The sequence below is a fragment of the Bacillus sp. 3103sda1 genome, assembly GCF_024159135.1.
In the GTDB taxonomy this organism is placed as follows: Bacteria; Bacillota; Bacilli; order Bacillales; family Bacillaceae_G; genus Bacillus_A; species Bacillus_A rhizoplanae.
This window is the reverse complement of sequence record NZ_JAMYWS010000001.1, coordinates 669,786-682,500: the sequence shown is the minus strand read 5'-3', so window position 1 is coordinate 682,500 and position 12,715 is coordinate 669,786. Positions and strand designations below refer to the sequence as shown.

The following is a 12,715-nucleotide window of genomic DNA, read 5'->3' as shown; positions in this document are numbered from 1 at the left end:
CACGCGGCGTTGCTCCGTCAGACTTTCGTCCATTGCGGAAGATTCCCTACTGCTGCCTCCCGTAGGAGTCTGGGCCGTGTCTCAGTCCCAGTGTGGCCGATCACCCTCTCAGGTCGGCTACGCATCGTCGCCTTGGTGAGCCGTTACCTCACCAACTAGCTAATGCGCCGCAGGTCCATCTATAAGTGACAGCCGAAGCCGCCTTTCAATTTCGCACCATGCGGTGCAAAATGTTATCCGGTATTAGCCCCGGTTTCCCGGAGTTATCCCAGTCTTATAGGCAGGTTACCTACGTGTTACTCACCCGTCCGCCGCTAACTTCTTAAGAGCAAGCTCTTAATTGGTTCGCTCGACTTGCATGTATTAGGCACGCCGCCAGCGTTCATCCTGAGCCAGGATCAAACTCTCCAATAAAGTGTTTGTCTAGCATCATAAATAAAAATTGACGTTTCACGTTGTTTGTTTCGTTCAGTTTTCAAAGAACTTGTCCGCCGCTTGATTAGCGACTTCCCTATATTAACATCTCAGTTATTCGATGTCAACATTTTTTTATTTTTCTTTTTCGCTTTCTGCTGTAGTGCAGCAGCGACGTTTATTAATATATCATCTGTATTTTTAAAGCGCAAGTACTTTTTTAAAAAATATATAAAGTTTTTTGTATACCTATTGTTAACTTGTTAACTTGTTAACTAACCACAAAGTGAATCCCTTGCTTAAGATTTTTTTTAGAAATTTTTTACATATTTTTAACTCTCCCTCCCTGTCATTTGTTATATAGTAAAACAGTAAACCATCAAACCCTATTATGGAGGAATTTATTTATGGAAAGATTGACGAAGTTTTCATTAAAAAATAGGGCCGCTATTATCATCATGGTTTTTCTCATCTCTGTATTAGGTATTTATTCCGGCTCTAAGTTACCGATGGAGTTTTTACCAAGTATCGATAATCCAGTAATAACAATCACCACCTTATCCGAGGGACTAGACGCTGAAACAATGACAAAAGAAGTAACAGAACCTCTCGAGAAACAATTTCGAAACCTTTCACACGTCGATACCATTACATCGTCAACAAGCGAAGGTTTATCACGGATTGATATTACGTACACCTCAGAAGCAAACATGAAAGATGCAACACGTGAAGTTGAAAAGCTCACAAACGGAATACCACTTCCAAAAGACGCAATGAAACCTGTTGTCAGCCAACTAAACACTTCTATGATTCCGCTCGCACAAATTACAGTTCAAAAGAAAAACGGTTTTACACAAGCCGATGAAAAACAAATTGAAAAAGAAATTATCCCGCAACTTGAAAATATCGATGGTGTTTCCAATGTTATGTTTTATGGGAAATCAACAGCTGAATTATCTATTATATTAGATTCCATTAAAATGAAAGATAAAAACATCATAACATCACAAATTGTATCTGCCCTTCAAGGAAAAGAAGTTTCTATACCCGCTGGACAAATATCTATAAATAATGAAAATCATCTACTTCGTGTAATTGGAGAAATAAAAAATATTGAAGACATAAAAAACATTACACTCACACCAGAAGTAAAACTAAGTGATATTGCAAAAATTGAGCTAAAACAACATCATGATGCAATTTCTCATATTAATGGAGAAGGTGGTGCCGTATTAGTCGTTATGAAGGAACCGAGCAAAAATGCAGTTACAATTGGAAAAGAAATCGAGAAAAAAGTTCATAATATGAGCAAGCAATATAAAGACACGTTCACTATAAAAACACTTATGTCAACGCACGAACAAGTCGAAAATGCTGTTACAAGCATGGCTAAAGAAGTTGTTCTCGGTGCTATCGCTGCTACATTCATCATTTTAATTTTCTTACGTAACATTCGTACTACTTTAATCGCTATTGTCAGTATCCCTTTATCTATACTTCTCACACTCTTTTTACTTGATCAATCTCATATCACTTTAAATATTTTAACATTAGGTGGATTAGCAGTTGCTGTCGGACGCCTTGTCGATGATAGCATCGTTGTAATCGAAAACATTTTCCGTCGTTTACAAAAAGATTCTTTCTCAAAAGACGTTATTATTGATGCTACGAAAGAAGTTGCAATCGCAATTACGTCTTCCACTTTAACGACCGTCGCTGTTTTTTTACCAATTGGCTTTGTATCAGGCGGAATCGGTGAATTTATGTTGCCTATGGTGTTGGCAGTTGTATATTCAATTCTTTCCTCTCTAGTAGTGGCCTTAACAGTTGTTCCGCTCATGGCCTTTCTACTGTTAAAGAAAACAAGACACGAAGAGCGAAAAGAAACGAAACGTTATACAGCCATTTTAAAATGGTCGTTATCACATAAATTTATCATTTTACTTACTTCTTTCTTATTGTTTGTCGGTTCAATTGTAGCTTACATTGTACTTCCAAAAGCAAATATTAAATCTGACGATAATACAATGCTTTCTATCAATATGACATTCCCTGCTAATTACGATTTAGAAAAAGGGAAACAACAAGCTTTCGAATTAGAAAAGAAATTACTTGCAGATACACAGGTACAAGACGTTACATTACGAATGGGATCTGCCTCAGAAGATGCGCAGTGGGGACAAACGACGAAAAACAATCTTGCAAGTATATATGTAGGATTTAAAAAAGGAATTGACCTCGACGCATACATTAACAAACTAAAAAAAGAGCAGAAGCAATTTCAACCCGCAACATTTGATTATATAAAAGTGAGTTTTTCAAATTTCGGTGGCGGGAATACTTTACAATTTAACGTTACGGCCAACAATAGTGAAGATTTAAAGAAAACTGCCGATCTTGTTACCACAAAATTAAAAGGCTTAGATAGTCTTTCAAAAGTAAAAACAAATGTGGAAGAAGAGAAAAAAGAATGGGTCATCAACGTCGATCAAACAAAAGCAGAGAAAGCGGGATTAACTCCTGAAGTCATCGCACAACAAGTCGCATTTTTAATGAAAAAATCACCAATTGGCCAAATTTCACTCGATAATGAAAAAACAACTATTGTACTAGAACATCAAAAAACAGACATCCATAATAAAGATGCGATTTTAGACTCAAATATTCTGTCTCCAGTTACTGGTTTGATTGCATTAAAAGATGTTGCAACCATTTCTGAAAAACAAATACAAACAGAAATATTCCATAAGGAAGGAAAAGAAACAATTCAAGTTACAGCAGAAGCAAAAGATGACGATTTAAGTAAAGTAAGTAAAGATGTAAATACAGCTATTACAAATTTAAAATTACCTGATGGAGCGAAAGTTAACATTGCCGGAGCAACAGAATCGATGCAAGAAAGTTTCACTGATTTATTTAAAATTATGGGAATTGCAATTGGTGTCGTTTACTTAATTATGGTTATTACTTTCGGGCAAGCACGTGCACCTTTTGCAATTTTATTCTCTCTTCCATTAGCTGCTGTTGGCGGTATTTTAGGTTTAATTATTTCACGAACACCTGTCGATTTAAACTCTCTTATCGGTGCCTTAATGCTAATCGGAATCGTTGTGACAAATGCAATTGTATTAATAGAACGTGTACAACAAAATCGCGAAAAAGGAATGCCAACAAGAGAAGCACTATTAGAAGCTGGCTCAATAAGATTACGCCCAATTATCATGACAGCTATTACAACAATCTTCGCAATGCTTCCTCTACTATTCGGTGATACACAAGCTGGAAGCATGGTATCCAAAAGCTTAGCTGTTGTAGTAATTGGCGGTTTATTAGTTTCTACATTACTAACGCTAGTTGTTGTACCTGTTATGTACGAATTACTAGATCGAATTGGTAGCAGGAAGCATCGCAAAAAACAACATGATTCTTATACGGATATTCCAAACTCATAAAGTGAAACTTCCAGCAGTAGGGGTTTTCTTCATCCCCCACTGATAATTAATTGAACCAATTGGTCTTTTACGGGCAGTTATCCCCCACCTATCTTCTTCACTTCTCTCAATCTTGAGGTGGGGGTCTTACTACCCGTTAATACGGGATAAAATACAACAGCCACATTCAGACTTCTGGATACAACTTTATTACAAGTGCTTAAACTGTTTTAAGAAAAGAGAGAGATACTGTCAACAAACTAGAGCAGATGCTCAAAGTGTTGACGGTACCTCTTATTGAAAGAATTATTCTCCTTTTGCTGCAAATTGTTGAATGCGCTCTCCAATTTCATTACGCACTCGTTGAAACTCAGACCATTCTTTTCCTGCTGGATCGTCAAATCCCCAATGAACTCGTTTTACATATGAAGGTGTAGTTGGACACACATCATTCGCATGACCACAAAGAGTTACTACAAAGTCAGCTTTATCTAAAATTTCTGGATCAATGACATCAGATGTTTGGTCAGTAATATCGATTCCTACTTCTTTCATCGCTTTAACTGCATTAGGATTTACTCCATGTGCCTCAATACCAGCAGAGAGTACAGTCCATTTGTCACCTAAATATTTTTTACCCCAAGCTTCAGCCATCTGACTACGGCAAGAGTTTCCTGTACATAAGAAGTAAATTGTTTTTTTGCTTTCCATATGAATTCCACCTTTTTTATGAATAGTTATTTGGGTTGTGTTTGAAAGTATTTACGTTGAAACCACAGTGCTACATTTACAAGAGCAATCATAACGGGAACTTCGACTAAAGGCCCGATAACTGCTGCAAATGCTGCGCCGGACTGAATTCCAAATACACCTACAGCTACAGCAATTGCTAATTCAAAGTTGTTACTTCCAGCTGTAAATGCTAATGTAGTTGTTACTCCGTAACTTGCCCCAATTTTTTTGCCCATAAAGAAAGAAACAAAAAACATTAATACAAAATAAATAAGTAACGGAATCGCAATACGTACAACATCAAGCGGTACACTCACAATGACTTCTCCTTTTAATGAGAACATCACAATGATTGTAAATAATAATGCGATTAATGTAATCGGGCTAATCTTTGGAATGAATACTTTTTCATACCAAATACGTCCTTTTGTTTTTACAAAGATTAAGCGTGTTAATATCCCACTGATGAATGGAATTCCTAAGTAAATAAATACCGATTTTGCAACCTCCCCCATTGTAATATCTACAATAGCACCTTCAATTCCCAACCATTCTGGAATTACTGTTACAAATACATACGCATACACTGAGAAAAATAACATTTGAAAAACAGAGTTAAAAGCAACTAATCCTGCCGCATACTCTATATCACCTTTTGCTAGGTCATTCCAAACAATGACCATAGCGATACAACGGGCTAAACCAATCATAATTAAGCCCACCATATATTCTGGCTTATCTGGTAAAAATATTACCGCTAAAGCAAACATCAGAACAGGACCAACGATCCAGTTTTGAACAAGTGATAAAACTAATACTTTTCCATCTTTAAAAACTCTCCCCATCTCTTCATAACGAACCTTCGCTAAAGGAGGATACATCATCAAAATTAAACCTATTGCAAGTGGAATAGATGTTGTACCCACTTGTAATTTATTTAAGTTACTTGTGATTTGTGGAAATAGTATTCCTATACCGATTCCTATAGCCATAGCAAGAAAAATCCAAATGGTTAAGTATCGATCTAAAAATGATAGTCGCTTCATAAAGTTCTCCTTTCAGATTAACAGCAAGATGTAGATTCTATCTTATGAACGTCGCTGTCCGCCCTTGTATAGAAGAATTCCCATTCGTTACCGTCTGGGTCAGTTATCCAAAATTTATCTTGTACGGCATAGCAACATGTTGTATTTATCTCGTCTCGTGCGAAAAAACCTTCTTTTTCTAAACGGTCCTTATGGCCCTTTATTTCTTCTTCATTTTCTAATTGGAATCCAAAGTGATTAACTTGATTTCCATTCACATTATCTATTACATTTAAGGTGAAATTTAATCCTGGAGTTTCCAATAAGAATTTTGCATAATCATTCTTTACTTTAACTGGTTTTACTCCAAATACTTTTTCATAGAATTCAATAGATTTTTCTAGATTTGTAACATTAATCCCAACATGTACGTATTTCATCATAAATTCCTCCTTTGATTTTACATAATATTAATCAAAAAAAATTGATGTATAGTTTAAAAAAATTAGCAACAAGTTCCTTTTCCTGTTTTTCTAAATATACAACAAAGTTCTTCTGATAATAGATTATTTACTTCAGTATCATTTAAATCGTAGTAACTCCAAGTACCTTGCGTTTCTTTGATTATTAAATTTGCATCTAATAAAATTTTCAAGTGATAAGATAATTTAGATTGTGTCATCCCAAATACTTCTGTTAAATCACATACACAAGTTCTTCCCCTTTGACAAAGTTCATACATAATTTCTAATCTTTTTTGATCTGCAAGGGCTTTAAATTTCTTCTCATATTGTTCAAATTGTTTATTCATATCATCCAACCTCGTTCATCAATTTTTTTTGATATTTTTATTATACGCGAGACTTTCTGTTCAATACAACAGTTAAATCAATTTTTTTGATTAATTCAATTAAGAAATCTTTAGTTCTCCAAAATGGAACATATTTATATAATAAGACAGTCCCCAACACATTATATATGTCTAATATGTTGGGGGTTTGATTTGAAAACGTTTTTTATAAAAAAGATAGATCGGACACTTTTTTTCACTCTCTATCTCTTCATTGTGTATAAACAAAAAAGAGCATCCTCAAAAGGTCGATTTTATCGAACTTTTAGGACACCCTCTTTATTCTATATAGGATACAAGAAGTTATGCTGCTTTTACTTTATTACTTTTACGAGATTTTTTCGTACCAGTAAAGCGTTTATGCAGTACAGATGCTATAAAGCGAGCAAGAATATTAAATAGTAATACCATAATAATTAATACTGCTGCTGATTTTGCTGCAATTAACTTCGCATCAGGAACAATTCCCTCAGAATTTAACTTCCAAATATGCACTGCTAATGTTTCTGCTGGTCGAAATGGGTTCAACGGATTAGCAGGACTTGAAAGATCTGCTGCTGCATTTAAAATTGGTGACGTTAATCCAGCTGTATAAATTAGTGCTGCCGCTTCACCAAAAATACGTCCAGCCGCTAAAATAACACCGGTAATAATTTGTGGTAATGCCGATGGAAGAATAATTCTAACAATTGTTTGCCACTTTGTTGCACCTAATCCAAGACTTGCTTCTTTCACATTAGATGGAATTTCTGTAATTGCATTTTCACAAACGCGCGTTAAACTTGGTAAATTTAAAATCGTTAAAGCTAACGCCCCGCCCATAGCAGTATAACCCCAACCTGCCATCGTAACAAACACAAGTAATCCAAATAAACCAACTACAATAGAAGGTAAAGATGCCATTGTTTCGATACATAGACGAACAAAATTTAAAAATCGACCTTGCTTTGCATATTCCGCAAGATAAATTCCCGCGCCAAGACCTAAAGGAATTGAGATAATTAATGTAATAACAAGCATATAGAAGGAATTAAATAATTGAGGACCAATCCCTCCTCCTGCTGTTGTATTACTTGGTTCTCCAAATAAAAAATTTGGATCCCAAAATCCCCAACCTTGTCGTAAGATTTCGTATACAAGAAAACCGAGTAAAGCGACTACAAGCACTGCAACCGCATATAAAATCCCTGTCCATATACTATTAACTGTTCTAGCATTCATCGTTATCTTTCACCTCTTTGGCCAATCGCTCGAATTACTAAGATAAATAAGAAGGAAATAAGAAGTAATATCATCGCTAATGTCCATAGCGCATTATTCCAAGCTGTCCCATTTAACGTATTTGTCATATCCATTGTCAAAATACCTGTTAAAGTTGAAGTTGGGCTATATAGTCCTTCTGGTAATTTTATTGTATTACCAATTACCATCTGAACTGCTAATGCTTCACCAAAAGCACGAGCTATTCCAAGAACAACCCCTGTTAAAATCCCCTTTTTCGCCGCCGGAACAATGACGCGGCTAATCGCTTGCCATTTCGTCGATCCTAAACCATAAGAGGCTTCTAAATATTCAAAAGGAACTGCACGAATTGCATCGGAAGCAATACTTGCAATCGTTGGCAAAATCATAATACTTAATACAACAATACCTGCAATTAAACTAAATCCTACACCACCAAAAGAATCACGTAAAAGCGGAATTAAAATGGTAACCCCTAGTAAACCATATACAACAGACGGAATCCCTACTAATAATTCTAAAACTGGCTTTAGTACTTTGTTTCCAAACTTTGGTGAAATTAAATTCATAAACACTGCTAGTGCAATTGCAATCGGCGCACTAATAATTACTGCACCGAGAGATACAGCAGTAGATCCAACTATGAAAATAACAGCTCCAAAACTTCCATCATTCGGAGCCCATTTTGTTGATGTGAATATTTCTGAAATTGAGATATTGCTTTGCGTAAATGATTGAATTCCTTTTGCACAAATGAATGCGATAATAGCTAATGTAACAGCAACAATTAATAAACCACAAAGCGTCACAAGTGTTCTTCCAATATATTCACTTTTTACGTAGTTAATTTGTTTTTTCCCCTTCATCACAAGACCACAACCTTACTTCCCATATTGAAATGAACAAGACTGGCTAAATAGCCAGCCCGTTTTATATTATTGCTTTAATTTAGACATTGGGATGTAACCCATTTCTTCTACTTTCTTCTCGAAGTCTTTACCTTTTACATAATCAATGTAACCTTTTGTTGCGTCTTTTGCTTCACCTTTTGTAATCATGTATTCATAAGACCAAAACGGATATTTACCAGAAGAAATATTTTCAGTTGTTGGTTCTACACCATCAATTTTCATTGTTTTTAAAGTACCTTTTTTGTCACCAACCATGTAAGAGTTAGCTAAATAACTAATAGATCCTGGTGTAGAGTTGATCGCTTGCTCTACTGCACCGTTTGAATCTTGTGTTGTACCTGTAGCATCGTTAATTTTTGCATCTTTCATAACTGTTTTTTCAAATGTAGCACGTGTACCAGAAGCCGCTGGACGATTAATTACATTAATCTTTTCGTCTTTTCCGCCAACTTCTTTCCAGTTTGTAACTTTACCAGAGAAAATATCTTGTACTTGTTTTAATGTTAAGTTATCAACATTTACATCTTTATTTACAACTAACGCAAATCCGATACCTGCAACTTTGTTATCAACTAATTCTTTTGCTTTATCTGCTTCTTTTATTTTATCTGCAGCAGGAACATCAGAGTTACCAACTTGAACAGCGCCAGAAGCTACTTGGTTAATTCCAGTTCCACTACCGCCACCTTGAACCGTAATTGATACTTTTGAATTTTCTCCCATAAATTCTTTAGCAGCTTCTTCTGCAAGTGGTTGAAGCGCCGTAGAACCAGCTGCTGTAATTGTACCGGATAATTCTTGCTTCGCTTCGTTACCACCTTTAGCAGTTTCTGTCTTTGTAGTGTCTGCTTTCCCACAACCTACTAAAGCACCAGCAACCACTAATGCCGCTAACGAAAATTTAAAGCCTTTTTTCATAACCATGTCTTGTACCCCCATTTGATTATCACTTTTCATTTCTACATTATTATGTGCATATCTCGTAGTACAAATTCATTGTAGGATAATAATATTATGTCAGTGTTAAGCGTTTTTTAATTTTAAGTAAAGACAGGGGATTCATAGAAAAATCCTTATATATTCATTGTTTTTAACATAAAACAAGTAAAAAACCTTAAGAAACAGAACGTATTGTAAATTTAATTTTAAGAATGTAAATTGATTGTAAATTCTTATCCTCGCTTTTACGCTTTTGTTAAGATGTTTTTTCCAAAAGCTTTACTTCCCCTTGTTAAAACACCAACATCCACAACAAAACATGGAATAACATGCAAGTTAGCCATATGAAAACTCCCGCCACTTATCTCCTTTGGATCTTGAAGTGAGGGTTTCTCGTGTATCACCTTCAAGAGATGCTTAACACGAGTGGAGTTGACACAGCTGCCTGATGGCACAACCCCTCTATTCCATCGGCAAACGCCTTTGGAACTACTTTTTTTAAGATGTTATAGGAACCATTCAAAAAATACCTGAATATTTTTAAAGTAGTAATTGACAACAACGCTCAATATAACCTAGTATGTTATTAACAAAATGTTTCCCTAAGGAAACATTTTGAACTCGTACTAAAAAAATAGAAGTGAGGTAACTCTTATGGTATCGGTTAAAACCCAACCACTCTCTACTTTTAAAACAGGTCAACTTGTACAAATTGAAAAAGTTCAATTAGAAGGAACCATGAAACGCCGCCTGCTTGATTTAGGATTTATTCCTGGTGCAACGATTAAAGTGTTACAGAAAAGTCCGCTTGGCGATCCCATTGCATATCAAGTAAGTAACACGACAATCGCCCTTCGAAATGAAGAAAGTTCACGAATAACAGGGACATTGATAGGAGATGATCCGAAATGAATAAGCATCGTATTGCATTAGCAGGAAATCCGAACACCGGAAAAAGTACATTATTTAATACATTAACTGGATTGAAACAACATACTGGAAACTGGACAGGGAAAACGGTATTAAAAGCTGAAGGCGAATATGAACATAACGGAAGCCTCTACACCGTAATCGATTTACCAGGAACATATTCCTTATACTCAAACTCTGCCGATGAAGAAGTTGCACGTGATTACATTATCTTTGAAAAACCAGATGTAACAGTTGTTGTTGTAGATGCTACTGCAATGGAAAGAAACTTGAACTTAGCCTTGCAAGTTATGGAAATGACAAAAGAAATTGTCATTTGTGTTAACTTGATTGACGAAGCAGAAAAGAAAGGAATTATAATCGATGAGAAAAAATTAGCAAAATCGCTTGGAGTTCCTGTTGTAAAAATTTCTGCACGTAATAAAATTGGACTCGGTCAGTTGTTAAATATAATTGAAAAAGTAGCTAATAGAAAAGTAATTTGTACTCCTTTTCAAATTACTTATAACGAAAAAATAGAACAGATGATTCAAGAACTCGAACCACAAGTCTATAAAGTTTTTGGAGATTCCTATCCTGCACGTTGGATTGCACTGCGCATTCTAGATGGAGATAAGAACTTCTTAGAATCTCTTCAAAAACATCATGAAGAACCACTTGTAAGGGAGGTTGTAATCAATGGAATCTCATTCAACCAGTAAAGCTCTTCCATTAGACTATATCGTGCAGCGCGCGCAAGCACTTGTTAAAGAAGACATTCGCGATGAAATTGTCGTTGATATCTACCGTGCTTCAGCTAATATTTGTAAGAATTCGGTTCAATACACAGATAAAAATAAATTATATCGCTCAGAGAAGCTTGATAGAATCTTTACTTCTCCTATATTCGGTTTCCCTATTATGCTCGCTATTTTATCTGTTATTTTTTATCTTACAATTGCCGGAGCTAACGTTCCTTCTGATATGATCGCTGAATTTTTTGGATGGGCAGAAGGTTATTTAACTGCTTGGTTCCAAGCGATGCATGCCCCGGAATGGTTACATGGCATCCTTATTCTCGGTTTATTCCGCGGAACAGGAGCTGTTATTAGTGTTATGTTGCCACCGATGGCTATTTTCTTCCCAATGTTTGCTTTATTAGAAAACTACGGTTACTTACCGCGCGTTGCTTTTAACATGGATCGTCTCTTTAAACGTGCCGGGGCACATGGAAAGCAATCTTTAACAATGGCAATGGGATTTGGATGTAACGCAGCTGCAATTATGTCAACACGTATTATTGAATCACCTCGTGAACGTATGCTCGCAATCTTAACAAATAACTTTGTTCCTTGTAACGGTCGATGGCCAACGCTTATTTTATTAGCATCTTTATTTATGGCCGCTGGATATACAGGTGGTATGCAAACCCTTGTAACAGCCGGAGTTGTTGTCGGCATGGTTGTAATTGGCATTATCGTAACTTTAACCGTATCATGGGCACTCTCAAAAACAGCTTTAAAAGGTGTTCCAACTCACTATACGTTAGAATTACCACCTTATAGAAAGCCAAAAATTTGGGATACAATCGTACGTGCAACGCTTGATAAATCAATATACGTTCTGAAACGTGCCGTTATCGTTGCAGCACCCGCCGCAGTATTAACATGGGTATTAGCAAATGTATTTATTGGAGACACAAGTCTTCTTATGTATATCGTAAATTTTTTAGATCCGTTTGCACAATTACTTGGCCTTGACGGATACATTTTAGCAGCATTTATTCTCGGCTTACCTGCAAACGAAATTGTTGTTCCAATTTTATTAATGGCTTATTTATCAACAGGTTCATTAACAGAGCTAGACAATTTAACACAAATTAAACAACTGTTTCTTGATCACGGTTGGACTTGGCTAACTGCATTAAACATGATGTTGTTCTCCCTTCTGCATTTCCCATGCGGAACAACACTAGTTAATATATATAAAGAAACAAAAAGTGCAAAATGGACATTTCTTTCATTTGCCATCCCTACTGTAATTGCCATTGTTGTTACATTCCTTACGGCACAATTGGTACATTGGTTAGGACTTATATGAAAAAGAAACCCAACGTATTATTCGGGTTTCTTTTTTTGCTGTATTTGTTTTTGCCAAGGCTGTGCACCGTATTCTTGTATTTTTTTATGAATGAAATAAGCAGTATAGGGGAGGATTGCCATTAAAATCGTACATATAATCCCTAAAGTTGTAAACATTATG

Annotated in this window: 12 protein-coding genes and 1 rRNA gene (1 of these 13 running past the window's edge); 4 read left to right on the top strand and 9 right to left on the bottom strand. The window is 35.8% G+C overall.

What is annotated here, in order from left to right:
* A 16S ribosomal RNA gene (locus tag NKR74_RS03415) occupies positions 1-414 on the bottom strand (it extends 1,138 nt beyond the left edge of the window).
* Between the two features lie 407 nt (positions 415-821).
* Here NKR74_RS03415 and NKR74_RS03410 point away from each other — a divergent pair.
* Positions 822-3,866: an efflux RND transporter permease subunit gene (locus tag NKR74_RS03410; RefSeq protein WP_253628630.1), complete on the top strand. Its 3,045-nt coding sequence runs from the start codon at positions 822-824 to the stop codon at positions 3,864-3,866.
* A 285-nt stretch (positions 3,867-4,151) separates the two neighbouring features.
* On the opposite strand, the gene arsC is transcribed toward NKR74_RS03410, so the two are convergent.
* The 7 genes from arsC to NKR74_RS03375 form a co-directional block, all read right to left on the bottom strand.
* Positions 4,152-4,556 carry an arsenate reductase (thioredoxin) gene (gene arsC, locus NKR74_RS03405; protein WP_253628629.1) on the bottom strand — a complete coding sequence of 135 codons (405 nt, stop codon included), beginning with the start codon at positions 4,554-4,556 and terminating at the stop codon, positions 4,152-4,154.
* Positions 4,557-4,582: 26 nt separating this feature from the next.
* Complete coding sequence (arsB, locus tag NKR74_RS03400; RefSeq protein ID WP_098309094.1) at positions 4,583-5,623, bottom strand: ACR3 family arsenite efflux transporter; 1,041 nt, start codon at positions 5,621-5,623, stop codon at positions 4,583-4,585.
* A gap of 17 nt (positions 5,624-5,640) precedes the next feature.
* Entirely contained in the window at positions 5,641-6,042 is a 402-nt protein-coding gene (locus NKR74_RS03395; RefSeq protein WP_098309093.1) for an ArsI/CadI family heavy metal resistance metalloenzyme, read from the bottom strand.
* 65 nt (positions 6,043-6,107) lie between these two features.
* Positions 6,108-6,413, bottom strand: coding sequence for an arsenical resistance operon transcriptional regulator ArsR (gene arsR / locus NKR74_RS03390; RefSeq protein WP_098309092.1), 306 nt, complete (start codon positions 6,411-6,413; stop codon positions 6,108-6,110).
* Positions 6,414-6,755: 342 nt separating this feature from the next.
* Positions 6,756-7,673 (bottom strand): phosphate ABC transporter permease PstA, encoded by a 918-nt coding sequence (pstA, locus tag NKR74_RS03385; protein WP_253628628.1) that lies wholly within the window; start codon positions 7,671-7,673, stop codon positions 6,756-6,758.
* Positions 7,674-7,675: 2 nt separating this feature from the next.
* Positions 7,676-8,560 carry a phosphate ABC transporter permease subunit PstC gene (gene pstC / locus NKR74_RS03380; RefSeq protein ID WP_141525029.1) on the bottom strand — a complete coding sequence of 295 codons (885 nt, stop codon included), beginning with the start codon at positions 8,558-8,560 and terminating at the stop codon, positions 7,676-7,678.
* Between the two features lie 69 nt (positions 8,561-8,629).
* Complete coding sequence (locus tag NKR74_RS03375; RefSeq protein WP_141525028.1) at positions 8,630-9,529, bottom strand: phosphate ABC transporter substrate-binding protein PstS family protein; 900 nt, start codon at positions 9,527-9,529, stop codon at positions 8,630-8,632.
* 669 nt (positions 9,530-10,198) lie between these two features.
* Here NKR74_RS03375 and NKR74_RS03370 point away from each other — a divergent pair.
* The 3 genes from NKR74_RS03370 to NKR74_RS03360 are packed head-to-tail and all read left to right on the top strand — an operon-like array spanning position 10,199 to position 12,553.
* The gene (locus NKR74_RS03370; protein WP_098309088.1) at positions 10,199-10,456 is read left to right on the top strand and encodes a FeoA family protein; all 258 of its coding nucleotides are present in this window, start codon (positions 10,199-10,201) and stop codon (positions 10,454-10,456) included.
* A complete protein-coding gene (locus tag NKR74_RS03365; RefSeq protein WP_098309087.1) occupies positions 10,453-11,175 on the top strand; it encodes a FeoB small GTPase domain-containing protein in 723 nt (240 codons plus the stop codon). The genes NKR74_RS03370 and NKR74_RS03365 overlap by 4 nt, the downstream gene beginning before the upstream one ends.
* On the top strand, positions 11,153-12,553 hold the full coding sequence (locus tag NKR74_RS03360; protein ID WP_098309086.1) for a nucleoside recognition domain-containing protein: 1,401 nt from the start codon (positions 11,153-11,155) through the stop codon (positions 12,551-12,553). Before NKR74_RS03365 ends, NKR74_RS03360 begins: the two co-directional genes overlap by 23 nt.
* 17 nt (positions 12,554-12,570) lie before the next feature.
* Here the strand turns inward: NKR74_RS03360 and NKR74_RS03355 are convergent, their stop codons facing one another.
* The gene (locus tag NKR74_RS03355) at positions 12,571-12,711 is read right to left on the bottom strand and encodes a hypothetical protein (protein ID WP_098309085.1); all 141 of its coding nucleotides are present in this window, start codon (positions 12,709-12,711) and stop codon (positions 12,571-12,573) included.
* Positions 12,712-12,715: the final 4 nt, after the last annotated feature.